Source organism: Kiritimatiellia bacterium, from assembly GCA_028715905.1.
Lineage (GTDB): Bacteria > Verrucomicrobiota > Kiritimatiellia > JAAZAB01 > JAAZAB01 > JAQUQV01.
In genome coordinates, this window is record JAQUQV010000007.1 from 28,870 (window position 1) to 46,070 (window position 17,201).

Annotated in this window: 16 protein-coding genes; 8 read left to right on the forward strand and 8 right to left on the reverse strand. The window is 56.4% G+C overall.

Features of this window, described 5'->3' with window-relative positions:
- Positions 1–5: 5 nt before the first annotated feature.
- The 3 genes from PHP98_02775 to PHP98_02785 all read right to left on the reverse strand — a co-directional run bounded on the left by PHP98_02775 (position 6) and on the right by PHP98_02785 (position 3,283).
- Positions 6–1,010 (reverse strand): zinc-binding alcohol dehydrogenase, encoded by a 1,005-nt coding sequence (locus tag PHP98_02775; GenBank protein ID MDD5482564.1) that lies wholly within the window; start codon positions 1,008–1,010, stop codon positions 6–8.
- Between the two features lie 169 nt (positions 1,011–1,179).
- On the reverse strand, positions 1,180–2,385 hold the full coding sequence (locus tag PHP98_02780) for an electron transfer flavoprotein subunit alpha (protein ID MDD5482565.1): 1,206 nt from the start codon (positions 2,383–2,385) through the stop codon (positions 1,180–1,182).
- Between the two features lie 103 nt (positions 2,386–2,488).
- Positions 2,489–3,283, reverse strand: coding sequence for an electron transfer flavoprotein subunit beta/FixA family protein (locus PHP98_02785; GenBank protein MDD5482566.1), 795 nt, complete (start codon positions 3,281–3,283; stop codon positions 2,489–2,491).
- Positions 3,284–3,547: 264 nt separating this feature from the next.
- Here PHP98_02785 and PHP98_02790 point away from each other — a divergent pair, with 264 nt between their 5' ends.
- Positions 3,548–4,945 (forward strand): HAMP domain-containing sensor histidine kinase, encoded by a 1,398-nt coding sequence (locus PHP98_02790; protein ID MDD5482567.1) that lies wholly within the window; start codon positions 3,548–3,550, stop codon positions 4,943–4,945.
- A gap of 7 nt (positions 4,946–4,952) precedes the next feature.
- On the opposite strand, the gene PHP98_02795 is transcribed toward PHP98_02790, so the two are convergent.
- Both PHP98_02795 and PHP98_02800 read right to left on the reverse strand, forming a co-directional pair.
- The gene (locus PHP98_02795; GenBank protein ID MDD5482568.1) at positions 4,953–5,333 is read right to left on the reverse strand and encodes a HEPN domain-containing protein; all 381 of its coding nucleotides are present in this window, start codon (positions 5,331–5,333) and stop codon (positions 4,953–4,955) included.
- Positions 5,323–5,721 (reverse strand): nucleotidyltransferase domain-containing protein, encoded by a 399-nt coding sequence (locus tag PHP98_02800; GenBank protein ID MDD5482569.1) that lies wholly within the window; start codon positions 5,719–5,721, stop codon positions 5,323–5,325. The genes PHP98_02795 and PHP98_02800 overlap by 11 nt, the downstream gene beginning before the upstream one ends.
- Positions 5,722–5,799: 78 nt before the next feature.
- Here PHP98_02800 and PHP98_02805 point away from each other — a divergent pair, with 78 nt between their 5' ends.
- The 6 genes from PHP98_02805 (at position 5,800) to icd (ending at position 12,715) form a co-directional block, all read left to right on the forward strand.
- Positions 5,800–7,152, forward strand: a complete 1,353-nt coding sequence (locus tag PHP98_02805; protein MDD5482570.1) for a sigma-54 dependent transcriptional regulator — start codon at positions 5,800–5,802, stop codon at positions 7,150–7,152.
- A gap of 245 nt (positions 7,153–7,397) precedes the next feature.
- Positions 7,398–8,033, forward strand: a complete 636-nt coding sequence (locus tag PHP98_02810; GenBank protein ID MDD5482571.1) for a TraR/DksA C4-type zinc finger protein — start codon at positions 7,398–7,400, stop codon at positions 8,031–8,033.
- A 63-nt stretch (positions 8,034–8,096) separates the two neighbouring features.
- Complete coding sequence (gene lspA, locus PHP98_02815) at positions 8,097–8,567, forward strand: signal peptidase II (GenBank protein ID MDD5482572.1); 471 nt, start codon at positions 8,097–8,099, stop codon at positions 8,565–8,567.
- On the forward strand, positions 8,560–9,531 hold the full coding sequence (miaA, locus tag PHP98_02820) for a tRNA (adenosine(37)-N6)-dimethylallyltransferase MiaA (GenBank protein MDD5482573.1): 972 nt from the start codon (positions 8,560–8,562) through the stop codon (positions 9,529–9,531). The genes lspA and miaA overlap by 8 nt, the downstream gene beginning before the upstream one ends.
- An 81-nt stretch (positions 9,532–9,612) precedes the next feature.
- Positions 9,613–11,553, forward strand: coding sequence for an aconitate hydratase (locus PHP98_02825; GenBank protein ID MDD5482574.1), 1,941 nt, complete (start codon positions 9,613–9,615; stop codon positions 11,551–11,553).
- Positions 11,537–12,715 carry an isocitrate dehydrogenase (NADP(+)) gene (icd, locus tag PHP98_02830; GenBank protein MDD5482575.1) on the forward strand — a complete coding sequence of 393 codons (1,179 nt, stop codon included), beginning with the start codon at positions 11,537–11,539 and terminating at the stop codon, positions 12,713–12,715. The genes PHP98_02825 and icd overlap by 17 nt, the downstream gene beginning before the upstream one ends.
- Here the strand turns inward: icd and PHP98_02835 are convergent.
- A complete protein-coding gene (locus PHP98_02835) occupies positions 12,699–13,775 on the reverse strand; it encodes a KamA family radical SAM protein (protein ID MDD5482576.1) in 1,077 nt (358 codons plus the stop codon). The two genes, icd and PHP98_02835, sit on opposite strands and share 17 nt — an antisense overlap.
- Positions 13,776–13,901: 126 nt before the next feature.
- Here PHP98_02835 and PHP98_02840 point away from each other — a divergent pair, with 126 nt between their 5' ends.
- Positions 13,902–15,425, forward strand: coding sequence for a hypothetical protein (locus PHP98_02840; GenBank protein ID MDD5482577.1), 1,524 nt, complete (start codon positions 13,902–13,904; stop codon positions 15,423–15,425).
- Between the two features lie 126 nt (positions 15,426–15,551).
- Here PHP98_02840 and PHP98_02845 read toward each other — a convergent pair whose 3' ends face one another.
- Together PHP98_02845 and PHP98_02850 are read right to left on the reverse strand one after the other, a co-directional pair.
- On the reverse strand, positions 15,552–16,943 hold the full coding sequence (locus PHP98_02845; GenBank protein ID MDD5482578.1) for a TrpB-like pyridoxal phosphate-dependent enzyme: 1,392 nt from the start codon (positions 16,941–16,943) through the stop codon (positions 15,552–15,554).
- Between the two features lie 40 nt (positions 16,944–16,983).
- Complete coding sequence (locus PHP98_02850; protein MDD5482579.1) at positions 16,984–17,190, reverse strand: hypothetical protein; 207 nt, start codon at positions 17,188–17,190, stop codon at positions 16,984–16,986.
- Positions 17,191–17,201 lie beyond the last annotated feature (11 nt).

A 17,201-nucleotide genomic window follows, 5' to 3' on the forward strand; every position in this document is an offset into this window, starting at 1 on the left:
GGTGATTACCATTCAAAAACAATGCCCATTTCGCGCGATATATTCTGAAGCAGCTCATCGTATATTCGCGGGGCATCCTTATAGAAAACACGTTTTGTAATCAGCCGCTCAATGGAAATCGCGTTGTCGCGGACAAAATCAAAAAACAGCGCCGTATGCCGCGGGATGGTCCAGGGATTGTCAGGCGTGGCTATAGGCGGATGGGAAAAGTTATGCGCCCCGATAATCGTATGGCTCGGCGCGTTGCATAGATCATGCAAATCCAATGTGGTTTTGCCGCGCGGGCTGCTCAAAATGACGAAACGGCCTTGTGTTTTCAGCGGCTCGAATTCTGAAGGAATCAGTTCCGCATTGCCGGTCAACTCAACGACCACGTCCGCCATACGGCCGCGCGTCAGATCACGGACGCGGTCGGCAATTTTTTCTCGTGTCGGATCCAGGCGCGTTATTCCGGGTTTTTCCGGCAATAACCCCAGTCGGAAATTGGAAATATCAACGCCAATCACCGGCCGCGCGCCAGCCAGATAACAGAACTGCGCGGTCATCTGTCCTAAAAGACCAAGACCATAAATTACCACGCTTTCACCCCACGTTATTTTCGCCCGGCGCAGGCCGTTCATGACAATATGGGCAATGGTGAAGAATACGGCATGGTCTTCGGACACTCCTTCCGGCACGGGCACGGCATCGGTTGTTTCCACAACAACATGGCTGGCATGGATCCCATGACTGGCCACGATTTTTCCCAGCCAGGTCTCGTCAACCCCTTCGCCATATCCCACGACTTCGCCAATATTGCTGTAACCCGGCTGGTGCGGAAAAGAAAAATGCTGAGCCCAGTTGCTGTCAGGCGGATAATCCGCCTTGAGCGCTGTTAGTTCCGTGCCGATACTGATCAGCGACCGCCTGGTTTTGACAAGCAGTTGCCCCGGCCCGGGGACCGGCACGGGCATGTTTTCAACCGCCGCCTGATTCGGAGCAGTAAATACAATAAATTTACATTCGTTCATTTTGCCTTCATTTCCGCATGGTTACCCCCGGGGTGAAAACAAACACAATATATGCCATAAGTCATTGTTAGGCAAGAGAATATTTCCCGGCGGGGGCGGTTGTTTCCCGGCTGGTTAAAGCCCCTTCTCAAGTCTGATGAAAAACACGGTTGCCGGCCCGGCGGCGTTGTTATTTCTTGAAGATTTTTTTGAATTCGGCGGTCAGGGCGGGAATGATTGTGAAGAGGTCGCCGACAATGCCCCAGGTGGCGTATTTGAAAATGGGCGCTTCGGGGTCCTTGTTGATCGCCACGATAATGTCAGCCGAAGACATGCCGGCCAGGTGCTGGATCTGGCCGCTGATGCCGCAGGCAAAGTATATTTTTGGGCAGACCGTTTTGCCGGTTTGTCCCACCTGGTGGGAGTAGGGGATCCAGCCCGCATCAACCGCGGCGCGCGATGCGCCCACGCCCGCTCCCAGAACCTCCGCCAGTTCGCGGATAACGGCAAAATTTTCCGGCGACTGCAAGCCGCGTCCGCCGGAGACAATCAGGTTGGCCTCGGCGATGTTCATGGTCGTTTCCTGTTCCGGAGTGAACTGCAGCCGTTTTGTCCGGCTCTTCAGGATTTCATCGGCAACCTGTTCCAGAACCGTTTCGCCGGTGCGGCCGGTGTCGGGAACGGCTTCTTTCATGACCTTATGGCGGACCGTGGCCATCTGCGGCCGGTGGTTGGGGGTAACGATCGTGGCCATGATGTTGCCGCCGAAAGCGGGACGGGTCTGCAGAAGGTTCTTCGTTTCCGGATCAATGGCCAGGCCGGTGCAGTCGGCCGTCAGACCGGCTTTAACCGTTACGGCCACCCGCGAAACCAGGCTGCGGCCGATGGTGGTGGCGCCGCAGAGCATGATGGCGGGATGGTGGCGGCGGATCAGCTCAATCAGCACGGCGGCATAGGGTTCATCCTGGAAATATTCCAGCTCTGGGCGGTCAACGGCGTAGACAATGTCGGCGCCGCGGCTGACGAGTTCCCCGGCGGCGGCGCGCGCGTTACTGCCCAGAATGACCGCCGCCAGGCGCATGCCCAGCTGGTCGGCCAGTTTGCGGCCTTCGCCGAGGAGTTCATAAGTGATGGATTGCACCTTGCCGTCTTTCTGCTCGGCAAAAATCCAGACGTCCCGGTAGGCGCTCAAATCCCGCCGGGGGGCGTTTTTTTTGCGAAGTTCAATCGCGGCGAACTTGCAGGCCGCAACACAGGCGCCGCAAAGCGTGCATCTGGCAAGATCAATGACCGCCAGCTTTTCCTTTACCTCAATGGCGCCGAACGGACAGGCCTTGACGCACAGTTTGCACCCCACGCATTTTTCGGCTATGACCATTATTGGGACATGAGTCATCTGTTATCCTTCTCCTGTAATTTCGCGGATAGGCGTTTATCCTGCCCGAGCGGTGTCCTGGATTTTCCTATACGCTATACGCCAACCGCTCTACACTGCTTTATCACGCCGAAGCCGCGATGACGGCATCTTTCAGTTTTTCGGCCAACTGCCGGACCGCTTCCTCCGGCTCTCCCTTCAGAATTTCGCCGCCGGCGCGCGGCGGCGGGCTGAAAATTTTCACGACCTTGGTGGGCGAACCGTCCAGTCCCAAACCGGCCGGGTCGCAGGCGAGATCGGCGCTTTTCCAGAGGGTGATCAGCGCTTTTTTTGCGGCCAGTTTCCCTTTCAGGGAGGGGATGCGGGGTTCGTTGATTTCCTTGACCACGGTCAGCAGGCAGGGCAGGGGGGCGCGGATTATTTCCGTGCCGTCTTCCAGGAGGCGTTCGGCGGCGATATAATCATTGCCCAGTTCCGCGATTTTACGGACATAAGTGATTTGCGGAAGGTCCAGGTGGGCGGCAATGCCGGGGCCAACCTGGGCCGTATCGCCGTCGGAGGCCTGTTTCCCGCAGACGACAAGATTGAATGCCCCGATTTTTTTCAGGGCCATGGCGAGCGTATAACTGGTGGCCCAGGTGTCGCTGCCGGCAAAGGCCCGGTCGGAAAGAAGGATGGCGTTGTCAACGCCCATGGCAACGGCCTCGCGCAAGGCGGTTTCCGCCTGCGGCGGCCCCATGGTTAACGCCGTTACCTTGCCGCCGGTTTTTTCCTTGATGCGGATGCTTTCCTCAATGGCATACATGTCAAATGGATTGATGATGGACGCCACCCCTTCGCGGATGAGGGTGTTGGTCTTCGGGTCTATTTTTACGTCGGTTGTATCGGGCACCTGTTTTATGCAGACAACAATGTTCATTCTTTGCTCCGATATTTAAATTAGGTCCCTGAAGTATGCGCTTCGCTTAACTTCAGGGCAACTATTATTTTTCGCATGTAGGGGGCGTGCTTGTCGCGCCCCTTCAGAGGGCTTCGACGAGCGAAGCCCCTACAAAAAACAGACAACATTGAAATTCCCATACGTCAAGCTTCCCGCGCTGGAGCGTGGAAAACTGTATTTATATTTCCGTTGCCGGAAATTGCAAGCTGATTTTGTTTGAATTTTTTTCGGCGCGCCGCATAATTGACGACAACGACGATGCAAACCTGCGCCAGAAAGTTTTCGGGCAATTCCGTCCGCCAACGCCTGCCCTTGTCGCTGATTGCTTCCGGTCTGATTATCCTGATCGCGGCCGCGGCCCTGTTTTATCTCCAGTTTCTGGCCGCGCTCTATGAAAAAGCATCCCGCACGTCGGCCGCGAAATCCGTCGTTGATCAGGGCGCCTATATTTCCCAATTGCTGAGAGAGCATCCCTATTTTTGCGGAATACAGGCCGCAAAAGAAGACCGTGAGGATTTTGACCGGACCGTCGGCTGGTTGCAGAAAATGGAAAACGCCGTGCAATATGTGTCCGTCAGCGAAGACGGCGTCATTTTATTTCAAAAACAAATCGCCGGCCCCGCGGCGGGCTACGGGGAGGAGCGCGAGCCGCAACGCGGGCGGACGGTTGTCGGCCGCAAAAAACTTGTTCTTGGCGATGAGGTCGTGCCGGTTATCACGTTTTCCATGGCGCAAACGATTCCGACCGGACAGAAACGCGTCCTGGAAATCGGCCTGAACAAGGCAATTGTTGAACGGCGGAACGCCGCCGCCGCGTCGGCTTTGAGGGGAATGTTCTGTTTTTCACTGGCGGCGGTTGCCGTCGCGTTTGCGGTTTGCCTGGGGGCGATTGTCGGATTGGTTCACCGGGAAATGCTCTGGCAGAAAAGAATCCGGCTGGACGAACATCTGTCTTTTGCCGGCGCGGTGGCCGGGAGCTTGATGCATGACTTCAGAAACCCGTTGTCGGCCATGCGCCTGGATGCCCAGCTTTTGCAGGGCGAGGCGGCAAAAGGGAACGAATGCCGGCCGGAACGCCTGGCGGAACTTTCCGGCCGGATTGTAAAGACAATTGACCGCCTGGACGGTTTGCTGGCCGAGTTTCTTGTTATGTCCCGGCCCGAGAGCGGCGAGCGGGAAACATTTGAGATCAATGCCTGTGTCCTTGACTGCATTGAAATGCTGAAAATGCGTTTTCAAAAGGCGGGGCTCGTTTTTCAGGCGGACCTCGCCCCGGGCCGCCTGATAATCCGGGGGTTCCCCGCGCAGTTTAAAAGGGCGCTTTTGAACATCATGACCAATGCCGAACAGTTGTCGCCCCCGGCCGGCAAAGTAACGATCCAAACCAGAATAGAAAAAAAATACGCGCTTGTTAAAATAATGGATGAAGGCCCGGGCATCCCCTATCCGGAAAGGAAAAAAATATTTGAGCTTTTTTATTCAAACCGCCCGGGCGGAACGGGAATCGGCCTGGCGCTGGCCAGGACGGCCATTGAAAACTGCGGCGGTGAAATTGAATGTCAAACTCCGCCGGCCGGCAAAGGGGCTTTATTTGCCATCAGAATCCCCGCGGCGGAGATTGCCAGGCGTGTTCCGGTTTAAAAACGGATTATATTCCGATTTTTCCGGCCACAAAAGCGTTAATCAACTGCGCCGTTTTTAACGCGCCAACCGCTTCTTCCACGGAAGGAAAATAAAAGTCGTCAGGATATCGGATTGTCACGGCATACGAACTCAGGTCGCCTATATCAAGTTTTGCAAAAGAACCATCTTTTTGGAGGCAGAGATTGCTGAGGTATTCAAGGTCATGAACTTTTTCAAAAGCGACGCCATGAAATGAAAGGAAGGCCTTAAAAGCTTTTTCCGCGGCCTGTTGGCAGTGGAAACAGACCGCGTCGGTAGCCGGATTTTTTGTTTTAAGCTCGTCCTCGGCAATCTTTAAATCGCTTTTGGCCTTAAGTATCCACAGGCGTGCGTATTCATCGTTCATAAATTATTTTTCCTTCTCTCTTCACCGTTGAATTGAAGGAAAAAGAAATATCAGCCCATCGGTTGAATTCTTCCGGTGTAAGCACGAGTATGTCTTTAGGAAAAGGCTGGTTTGAAAGAAGTTTTCTTAATTTTCTTGATCTTTGCGGGGAGGGCAGTTCTGTTTGCTTTATGACAAGTATGTCAAGATCGCTGCCATGCTTATCGTCGCCGCGTGCGCAGGAACCGAAGATAATAATTTTCTCCGGTTCTTCAGCATCAATAATTATATTTCTAACCTCCTGAATGTTTTTAGCGGCAATCATAGTGTTTGTTTTTAAATATTGATTGTAACGCCGGCTTTTGGGCTGCTTTCCGCCCGGAAGGCAACCTGAAATTATTTTTACCATTCATTCATTCCGGAGTCAATATTTTCTTGAAGGTAATTACACCCGCCGGTATAGTGATAAATACAAGCCTGATATTTCATGAATGGTCCCGACCAAAAACCGAGAATACTGCTGGTTGAAGACGATCCGGACGGACGCCGTTCGGTGGCCGATGCCCTGGCGGCAAGCGGCTGTGAAGTCGCGGCGGTTGATTGCGGAAACAAGGCCGTGGAATTATCCGGCCGGCAGGATTTTGACGCCGTTTTAAGCGATATCAAACTGCCGGACATTGACGGCATTCAAGTCCTCAAGCTCATCCGGCAGTCGGATCAGAATATGCCGGTACTGCTCATGACGGCCTACGGCGCGATAACCGCGGCGGTGGAAGCGCTGAAGGCCGGGGCCTATGATTATATAGTCAAGCCGCTGGATTTGACCGACCTGCAGGCCAAGGTTTCCCATGCCGTTGAAAACAGGCGTTTGCGGCGGCAGGTTGTTTCCTTGAAAAAGGAGCTCTTTGCGCGGCCCATTATCGCGCAGTCAAGGGGGATGCGGGCGGTTTTAAAGCAGGTTGAAACCGTCGCCCCCACCCATGCCAATGTCCTGATTCTGGGCGAGAGCGGAACCGGCAAGGAACTTGTCGCCCGCGCCCTGCATGCCCAAGGGAAAAACCCCGAAGGAAAATTTATCGCGGTCAATTGCGGCGCCTTTGCCGAATCCCTGCTGGAATCGGAATTGTTCGGCCATGAGAAGGGCGCTTTTACCGGCGCCACGCAAATGCGCCCGGGCGCGTTTGAGCGCGCCCATGGGGGCAGTCTTTTTCTGGATGAAATCGGCCTGGCCTCCCCGCATGTTCAAGCGCGGCTTCTGCGGGTCCTGGAGGAAAAAGAAGTGATACGCGTGGGCGGATCAAAAACCGTTGCGTTTGAAACCAGGATAATCGCGGCTTCCAATCGCGGCCTTGAGGAGTTGACGGAGGGCAGGTTGTTCCGGCATGATCTGCTCTACCGGTTGAAGGTGGTCACCATCCGCATTCCGCCTTTGCGCGAAAGGCCCGATGATATCCGTCCGCTGGCGGATTATTTCATGGCCGGGTTCTGCAAACAAAACGGAAGGCATATTGAATCGGTTACGCCCGATTTTTACGCGGCCGTTGAAAAATACGAATGGCCGGGCAATGTGCGCGAATTGCGCAATGCGATTGAATCGGCCGTCGTGCTGGCGGGTTCGCCGCGGCTGACCGCCGCCGATATCAGCCTGCCGGGCGCCGGGGAAAATCTGCCCCGGCCGGAATGTCCGCCGGCCCCGGTTGCTTTGGCCGCAATGGAAAGAGAGCTGATCCTCAATGCTCTCCGGCGCCATAAAGGCAGCCGCACCCTTGCCGCCCGGGAACTGGATGTATCCGTCCGGACCATCCAGCGGAAAATCAAGGATTACAACCTCCCGTTTTAAGGCGGCAATCGTGCCCCCAAGGAAAATTACCCGCGGCGGCTCGTTGCGCATAAAGTTTTTCGCAGACGCGCGTCTTTTTGCGGGAAAAGCCAGGGGGGACAGGCCCGAATGCGAAATGCGTTTTTTCCGGGCGATTCGTGGTTGACAAGCATTATGGCAAATGATAAAACAACGCGGTTTTGAAAATTTTGTCAGGGAATATCATTGAAAGCAACGGCGGGTTGCGTTAAAAATAAGAAATAGAAATGAGCAAAGCAAAACAAAAAAAGAGACCAAATAAAACGCCGCCGCAAAAAAAGCGCGCGGCGCGCGGCGCGCCTTCGTCCGCCCGGTCGGCCAAGCCTGCCGCAAAAGCGAAAAAAAGCGCGGCGTCATCCCGTCCGCTTTTAACCGTTGCCCATCTGTCAAAAACCGGCGCAGCGGTGAAAGGCAATAAATACCTGACGGCTGCGGAGGCCAGGGAAAAACGCGATCTTTTGCTGCGCCTGCGCGATCAGATCACAGGCCAGATCAATTTCCTGGCCACGGATAACATCAGCCGTTCTGAAAATGACGAGGATATCAGCTACCGGTCGGAGGAACAGGGCACTGATAATTTTGACCGCGATTTCGCGCTGAACCGGGTCAGTCTGGACCAGGACATTTTATTTGAAATAGACGAGGCCTTGAATCGCCTTGTGCTGGGCACCTACGGGGTTTGCGAAAGTTGCGGACGGGGAATTGAGAAACTGCGGATGAAGGCGGTGCCGTATTCCAGAATGTGCGTCGCCTGTAAATCGCAGGATGGCAGCAATCGGAAGATATTTCGCGCGCCGGGAGCTTCCGAAACTCTTTATAATGCCGATAAAACCGCCGCCGAGCCGGAACCGGAAGAGGAATAAAGGTTTTTCGCCGCGGTCAAAGCATGGGATGGTTGTGTGCCTGCCAGATACCGCCTATTAACGTTGACGCTGATTTTGGTTTCGGCCGTCATGGTCCTGGATCAGGCAACGAAATGTGCGGTCCGATCATATCTTTCCCCGGGCGAGTCTGAAATCATTGCCTCTTTTTTTAACCTGGCCCATGTGCGCAACACCGGGGCCGTCTGGGGCTGTTTCCAGCATCAGAATGAATGGCTGGCGGTAATTTCGGCGGCGGTTCTTTTTTTGCTCGCTCTCTTTTACCGCTGCCTTTCCGGCAATCGGGCGGTCGGCGCCGCGGCGGTCGGTCTGATTGCCGGCGGCATTATCGGAAATCTGATTGACCGGATCAAGCTGGGCTGGGTTGTGGATTTCCTTGATTTTTACTGGCGCGACTGGCATTGGCCGGCGTTCAATGTCGCCGATGCGGCCATCTGCGCGGGCGTGTTTTTGTATTTGCTTTCTTCACTGCCGCGTTTTCCGCCAAACAAGCAGGATTTCCATTCCCGTGCATGATTTAAAGGCTTTTTTTCTGGTCGGACCTACCGCCGCCGGCAAAACTTCCGTGAGCCAGTGGATCGCCGAAAGGCATCCGTATGATATTTTATCGGCGGATGCCATGATGGTTTATCGCGGGATGGATATCGGCACGGCCAAGCCGGAAAAAACGTTGCGCGCTGGCGTCCGTTATTGGGGGCTGGATCTGGTCCCGCCCCGTTCCGCTTTCAGTGTCGGCCGGTACCGCGAGCATGCCCTTGCCGCTATCCGCGCGGCAACGGCCCCCGACCGCCGGATGATTGTAACCGGCGGCACCGGGCTTTACATAAAAAGTCTTACCCATGGTTTAACCCTTCTGCCGGCGGCCAATGCCGCGCTCAGGGAAGAAGCCGAGGCATTGTTTCAGAAAAGCGGTCTCGGCGCCCTGCAGGAATGGGCCAAAACCCTTGCGCCGGAGCAATACGAAGCGCTGGCCGATAAACAGAATCCGCGGCGCCTTGTGCGCGCGGTTGAAACCGCGCAAAATTCCGTTGCCCGCCAGGGGGGGGGCTGGCGGCTCCTCGGAAAGGGGCCGAAAATAACCGGGCTGGCGATGCCGAAAGAAATGCTTTGCGAACGGATCAAACAGCGCGTTGACGAAATGTATGCGAAGGGGTTGCTTGCGGAAACGGAGCGGCTTTTAAAAGACAATCTTTCCGCCGGGGACGCCCCTGCCTCCGGTCTGGAATTTTCGCCGACCGCCGGCAAGGCCATCGGTTACGCCGAGGCCATCGCTTTCCTGCGCGGACAGATGCCGCTGGAAAAGGCCAGAGAATTGACAATTGCGCGAACCTGCCGCCTGGCGAAACGGCAGATGACGTGGTTCCGGAACCAGGCGAACGTGGAGTGGGTTACGATCAATCCCGGGACGACGATCGCCCGGACAGCGCAGATGGTTCTGGAATGCTGGGAAAAAACCGGGCCCGCGCCCATATCCGTTTGATCTTTCGGGATTGCGCCGCCGGAGACATTCTGTTAATTTTCACCACTTCATGTGCTTCGTGATAATAATTCAAGGGGTTTTATGAGCGCAGGCATTGCGGAAAAAATCATCAAGGAACACCTGGTCAAGGGGAAGTATTCCCCCGGCCGGGAAATAGGCATAACGATTGATCAGACCCTGACCCAGGACGCGACCGGCACTTTTGTGTGCCTGCAGTTTGAAACTTTCGGCATGGCAAAGGTGCAAACCGGGCTTTCGGTCAGTTACGTTGACCATAACACCATCCAGGACGGGTTTGAAAACGCCGACGACCATAAATATCTCCAGAGTGTCGCCGCGAAATACGGTCTTTATTTTTCACGGGCCGGCAACGGCATCTGCCATCAGGTTCATCTGGAAAGATTTGCCGCGCCCGGCAAAACCCTGCTGGGGTCCGATTCGCATACTCCCACCGGCGGCGGACTGGGCATGCTGGCGATCGGCGCCGGCGGGATTGACGTGGCGCTCGCCATGGCCGGCGCGCCGTTTTACCTGGAATGCCCGAAAATAATCCGGGTTGATCTGCGCGGCGCCCTGCGGCCATGGTCCTCGGCCAAGGACATCATCCTGGAAGTTCTGCGTCGGCTCACCACCAAGGGCAATACCGGGGCGTTGATTGAATACGGCGGGGACGGCGTCGCCTCGCTCTCCGTTCAGGAACGCGCAACCATCACGAATATGGGCGCGGAACTCGGCGTAACCACCTCGGTTTTTCCGAGCGACGCCGTTACGCGCGCTTTCCTGAAAGCACAGGGCCGCGAAGAATGCTGGCGGGAGATATTGCCGGATGCCGGCGCTCAATATGACCATGCCATTGAGCTTGACCTTGCTTCCATCCATCCGCTGGCGGCCAAACCAGACAGCCCGGACAACGTCGTGCCGGTCGCCGAAATTGCCGGTATAAAAGTTGACCAGGTGGCCATCGGCAGCTGTACCAACGCCTCTTGTCAGGACCTCATGAAAGTCGCCGCCGTTCTCAAGGGGCGCAAAGCTCATCCGGATGTAAGCCTGGTTATAGCGCCGGCTTCGCGCCAGACGTTTTCCCTGCTGGCGAAAAACGGAGCGCTGGAAATATTCCTGTCCGCCGGCGCGAGAATTCTGGAGCCGGTTTGCGGCTTCTGCATCGGCAATTGCCACGCGCCCCGGACGGAAGGGGTAAGCCTGCGGACCACCAACCGGAATTTCCGGGGAAGATCGGGGACCAAGTCGGCGAAGGTTTATCTGGTCAGTCCGGAAACGGCGGCGGTTTCAGCGGTGCTGGGGGTGATTGCCGACCCCGCCGCCGCGGGTTTTGAATGCCCGCCGCGCGCCGCGCCCGAGATTTTTCCGATTGACGACAGCATGATCAGCGCTCCGTTGCCGGAAGCCGGGCGCGCGGCAGTGGAAATTCTGCGCGGGCCGAACATTGGCCGGCCGCTTGCGCTGGAGCCGCTGGCCGACGCTATCACTGGGAAAATAGAGTTGAAAACCGGAGACAAGGTTACCACCGATGACATTATGCCGGCCGGCGCCCGCTTGAAATACCGCTCCAACATAGAAAAGTATGCGCAATTCGTCTTTGAACACGTTGACGCCGGTTTCAGCCGGCGCTGCCTTGAGAATAAAAAGAAAAACATTGATTCAGTTATTATCGGCGGATTGAGTTACGGGCAGGGGTCCTCGCGCGAGCATGCCGCGGTTTGCCCGCGCTATCTCGGCGTGAAGGCCGTGATCGCCAGATCGTTTGAGCGAATCCACCTTGCCAACCTGGTAAATTACGGCATTGTGCCTCTCGTTTTTGCCGTTCCGGAAGATTATGAGCGGTTCAATCAGTCGGATGAAATTGAAATCAACGGTCTGCGCAACGCCGTTAAGGACGGGGGGAAAATACAAGTCTTAAACAGGACGAAAAACCTGAAAATAGAAGCCAGTCTTTTATTGAGCGCCAGACAGCGCGAAATTCTGCTGGCGGGAGGAGCGTTAAATCATGCAGGCAAAAAATAATGCTGAAAAAATACGGTTTGAAAATATTGCCGGAAAATGCAAAGTCCCCGATCATCCTGTTATTCCCTTCATTGAAGGCGACGGCACGGGGCCGGATATCTGGAAGGCGTCGGTCCGAGTGTTTGATGCGGCCGTGGAAAAAGCGTACGGCGGCAAGCGCAAGATAGCCTGGAAAGAGGCGCTGGCCGGCGAAAAGGCCTTTCGCCGGGTGGGCACATGGCTGCCCGAGGAAACGGTTGCGGCTTTTAATGATTACCTGGTGGGAATCAAGGGGCCTTTGACAACGCCGATCGGCGGCGGCCACCGCAGTCTGAATGTGGCCTTGCGCCAGCAGCTTGACTTGTTTGTCTGCCTGCGTCCCGTGCGCTGGTTTGAAGGCGTGCCGAGTCCGGTCAAATGTCCGGGAAAAGTGAACATGATCGTGTTCCGTGAAAACACGGAGGATGTTTACGCCGGACTGGAAGTGCCGGCGGGGAGCCAGGAGGCCGCGCGGCTGATTGGTTTTCTCAAGAAGGAATACGGCTGGAACATCCGCGCCGATTCGGGGCTGGGAATAAAACCGATCAGCGAGGCGGCCAGCAAGCGCTTAATCCGCGCGGCCTTTGAGTATGCCGTTAAAAATAACCGCCGCAGCGTTACGCTTGTGCACAAGGGCAACATCCAGAAATTCACCGAGGGCGCCTTCAAGGCCTGGGGCTATGACGTGGCGCGGGAATACGAGGGAAAAGTCGCGGTCAGGGATGTTATTGCCGACATATTTTTCCAGCAGGCGCTCACCCGGCCCGAGGAATTTGACGTGATTGCCACCATGAACCTCAACGGCGATTATATGTCCGACGCGCTCGCGGCGCAGGTCGGCGGGATCGGCATCGCGCCGGGGGCGAACATCAATTATGAGACCGGTTGCGCCGTTTTTGAGGCCACCCACGGCACCGCCCCGAAATACGCCGGCCAGGACAAGGTCAATCCCGGCTCGGTGATCCTCTCCGGGGAAATGATGTTCAGGTACATGGGCTGGATTGAGGCGGCCGACCTGATTATTGCGGGCATCAGCCGCGCAATCAAGAACAAGACGGTTACCTATGACTTTCACCGCCTCATGGAAAACGCCACGTTGTTGAAATGTTCCGAGTTCGGCGGAGAAATCATAAGGAACATGTGATTTCCGGTGTCGTTCCGGCGCGGGGTGTTTCTCGGCGCCGTGCGCATTCCAGCGGGATTTTGCTTTTCCGTCCGGGAAGGTCGGCCACAAACAACGGCATGCTCAATCCCCCCAGGGTCTGTCTCAGGCGCGCCGATAATTCAGCGCTTGCGGATTTGCGCGTGATGAAATGCCGGACGCCGCGGACCGGGTCGCAACGAAAGGCGTAATAGGGCCGGACCATGATGCGCTGCAGATTGTTAAACAGCTTTGCCAGGACCGGCAGAGAATCATTGACGCCCCGCAGGAGAACCGTCTGGTTGGAGACCGGCAGGCCGGATTGCTGAAGAGAACGGCACGCTTTTTCCGCTTCCGCGGTAATTTCGCGCGGATGGTTGAACTGGGTGTTTATCCAGAGCGGCCGGTGCTTTGCCAGGCAGGCGCACAATTCAGCGTCAATCCGCATCGGCAAAACCACCGGCGCGCGGGTCCCGATCCGCAGAACTTCCACGTGCTTGATCGCGGTCAGTTCCGCCATAACCCCGTCCAATACGGCGGTTTCCAGCAGAAGCGGGTCGCCGCCCGAGAGGATTACTTCCCGGATTTTCTTCTTCCGGCGGATGTATTTCAGGATTTGCGGCAGGCGGCTCTCAATGTTTTCCGCCGGGGAACGGTTAAGGCTGTTTTTTCGTGTGCAATGCCGGCAGCGCACCGCGCAATTGTTCGTGACCAGAACGACCACGCGGTTGCGGTAACGGTGAATCAGGCCGGGCACGGGTTCGTACGCCTTTTCGCCGAGCGGGTCCGCCGGCGTGTCTTTATCCGCCAGTTCGCGGATGTCGGGCAGAAACTGGCGCAGGACCGGGTCGCGTTTGTCGCCGGGATGGCACAGGGAGAAATAATACGGCGTTACGCAAAAAGGATAGCGCGCCGCCGCCGTTTTTAAAGCGGCCAGCTGTTTCGGGTGAATCTCAATCCAATCCGCCAGACAGGCTGGGTTTGCAATCCGGTTTACCATCTGCCAGCGCCAGTCATGCCAATGGCGGTTATGTTTCAGCGGAAAATTGTTTTGCGCGCGCATAATCCGGGATCATGCCGCATTCTTGAGGAAAAATCAACTGTGCGCGCGAATAATCATCCGGAATAATCTTGACCGCGCCGGATGATTTGTTGCATTATAAATTTCAATTTTCAGGAGGGTTCATTAATGAAAATTCTTGCCGGTATTGTGGTTTTTATTTTTTATGCCGCTTTGTGCGGAGCCCAGCCCCTTCCGCCGCCCGCGGCCGCGCCGATCGGCGGCTCAGCCTCGGAACAGGGCGCTCCGTCGGCGACCAACCTTCCGCCGCCCGCGCCGCCCAAAGACCCGGCGCAGTGCGTAATTGCCCGTTTCAGTTTTGAAAACACCGTTCAGCCGGATATTGGCGGCGGCGCCACAATCCCGGTAACATTTGCCCGGGAATCCGCGGCTTATCTTGAGGGCGCGCCGGTGGCCGAGGGCGCGCCGCGCTTTGTGGAAGGCCGCTCCGGCCGGGCCATTCTCCTGGAATCGGCTTATGAAAACATGTTTTCCATCGGCCTCTCCTGCGCCGAGGACGCGACTTCTTTCCGGCCGCTTCCAGGTGCCGAACTTGCGTTGTCTTCCGAACGCCCCTGGCAGGGCAAAACGGCGCTTTCCGTAACGACGAAGGGCGAGAACGCCGAGGAGGGTTTTTGCGCCGAGGTTCGGGTTGAAAAGGCGCTTTATACCAAAGAAAGTTCGCCGGCCATTGCGCCGGCTTTTTACCTGGCATCCCTTTACCTCAAGGGCCGGGGCAACATTAAAATCACGCTCAAGGACGTTGAAAGCGGCGAATGCGGGGAAACGGTCTATGCGGAATTGTCGGATAATTGGCAGAGGTTTTCCTGCTCGTTCGCCTATGCCTTCAAGCGCGTCAACATCGGCGCCAATCACGAAACGGATTGGAAGAAATCTCTTCCTCCGGAAGCCGGCCTTGACGCCAGACTGCAATTGATTTGCGCTACGGTGGACAGCCAGAAACTGGATTTTCTCGCAGACGGCCTTCAGCTTGAACAGCGGTATGCCGCCGGCCGGAACGCGGAACTTTCGCCGCATTCCTGGGTCATGGGCGCCTTCCGGGCCGCTCATGAACAAATGACAATTGACATCCGGAACGATTATTTCAACTCCTGGAAGAAATCCGGAAGCATCGCGTTCTGGTTCAAGCCGATGTGGGATGCGCGCGACGGCGGCGCGGAGCTTATTCTGCAAATCGCGACAAACCAGCTCGTTTTATCCCATCGCGGACAGAAAATCGTTTTTGCGCCGGCCGGCGTTTCCTTCACGCCCTATGACTGGAAAAACAACTGGCATTATTTCGTGCTGGCCTGGAACGAAACCGGCGAACGCATGCTTTACGTGGACGGCATGGATTATCCGAACCCCGCCGGCGAAACGCGGTTGATGAAAAAGCCCGAGTTTGTTGTCGCCGGCGATTTTTTTAAAAACCTTTCACCCAATGGCGCCATTGACGAGCTGATCTTTTACAATATCGCGCTCAATTCAGAGCAGGCAAGATCCCTGGCCGCCGCGGAACCCGCGCCAGACCGGTTGGCCCCGGTACCCGCGCCTGCCGCAGCGCCGCTTCCCGCCTCCGGGCCGCCCGCCGTTTCCAACGCGCCGCCGCCTGCCGCAGCCGGACAGGATGAGTCCGAAGAAGAAGAAGAGTGACTTTTGTTAACACCCGAATATTGCGCGAAAAATCGTGTAATATTCGTCCAGGCAGGTATTGCCCGCTGATGAAAGATCGTCTACGTCAGGCATCATTGGTGGCATGGGGCCGGACAGACGCGGCGGTCACAGCGCCGGCGGGGTTGGCAGTCCTTCCAATATTTTCAGTGAATTTTGCAGATCTTTTTCCGGAAGTTCGGCGTCGGACAATTTTCCGGCTTGATACGCGGCATATCCGGTCAGGTCCATGAGGCCGTGCCCGGACCAATTCATTAAAATGACCCTTTCTTTCCCTTCCTCTTTGGCTTTCGCGGCTTCCCGGGCGGCCGCCGCGATGGCGTGAGCCGTTTCCGGGGCCGGGATAAATCCTTCCGTGTTGGCCCATAAGAGCGCCGTTTTATAGCATTCCATCTGTTGGAGAGCGCACGCTTCAATGAGACCTTCGCGCCTGACGTGGCTGACCAGCGGGGCCATGCCGTGGTAACGGAGTCCGCCGGCATGGATTGGACGGGGCACGAAGCCGTGTCCCAGGCTGTGCATGGCAAGGAGCGGCGTCATCATGGCGACGTCGCCGGAATCATAGACAAACGGACCGCGGGTAAGGGTCGGGCAGGCCGCCGGCTCAACCGCGACAAGACGGACTTCTTTGCCGTGGATTTTGTCGCAGATGAACGGGAAAGCGATGCCGGCGAAATTGGAGCCGCCGCCCACGCAGCCGATGACGACATCCGGGTATTCCGCGATCATTTTCATCTGTTTCTGTGCCTCAAGCCCGATGATGGTCTGATGCAGGAGCACGTGGTTGAGCACACTGCCGAGCGCGTAACGGGTGTCTTGGGAAGTGACGGCGTCTTCAATGGCTTCGCTGATGGCGATTGCCAGGCTGCCGGGGGTGTCGGGGTTTTTTGCGAGTATTTCGCGTCCGGACTTGGTCTGGCTGCTGGGGCTGGCAACGCATTCCGCCCCCCAGACATTCATCATCATTTTGCGCAAGGGTTTTTGTTCAAAGCTGATTTTAACCATGTAAACCTTGCAAACGAGGCCGAAAAGCTGGCAGGCGAATGAAAGCGCGCTGCCCCACTGGCCGGCTCCGGTTTCGGTTGTCAACCGCTTGATGCCGAACGCCCGGTTGTAATATGCCTGTGGAACGGCCGTGTTGGTTTTATGGCTGCCGGCCGGCGACCAACCCTCGTTTTTGTAATAAATTCTCGCGGGCGTGCCGAGCGCCTTTTCAAATGCGCGCGCGCGGCAGAGGGGCGTGGGCCTCCACAAGAGGAGCTTTTCCATGACCTCTTCCGGTATGTCAATCCAGCGCTGGGCGCTGACTTCCTGTTCAATGAGGTTCATGGGGAAAACCGGGGCGAGCGCGTCGGGGCCGATCGGCTTGCCGTTTTTATCCACCGGCGGCGGGAGAGGGTGGGGCAGGTCGGCCTGGATGTTATACCACTGGCGCGGCATGTCTTTTTCGTCCAGAAAGATTTTTACCGTGTTTTCGGCGCGACTGATCCGCTTGTTCATGTTTTTTTCCTCTAATGTTTCATACTTGGCTTGCCTTCAATCATATGCGCGCCGGCATAATGCCCCGGCGGCGGGCATTGACTTCCCGTGCGCCGAGCGATTCTCCGCACACCCGGCAACGATAATCGTAAAGTTCGCCGGCCGGCAGGACGAGCAGCAGGCGCTCGCGCACCGGCCGCAACTGACGGCATTTCGGGCAGTACAATTCCGAGGCCGTCAAATTTTCAAATTGCCGCTTTGTCCGCATGAATTTGAATT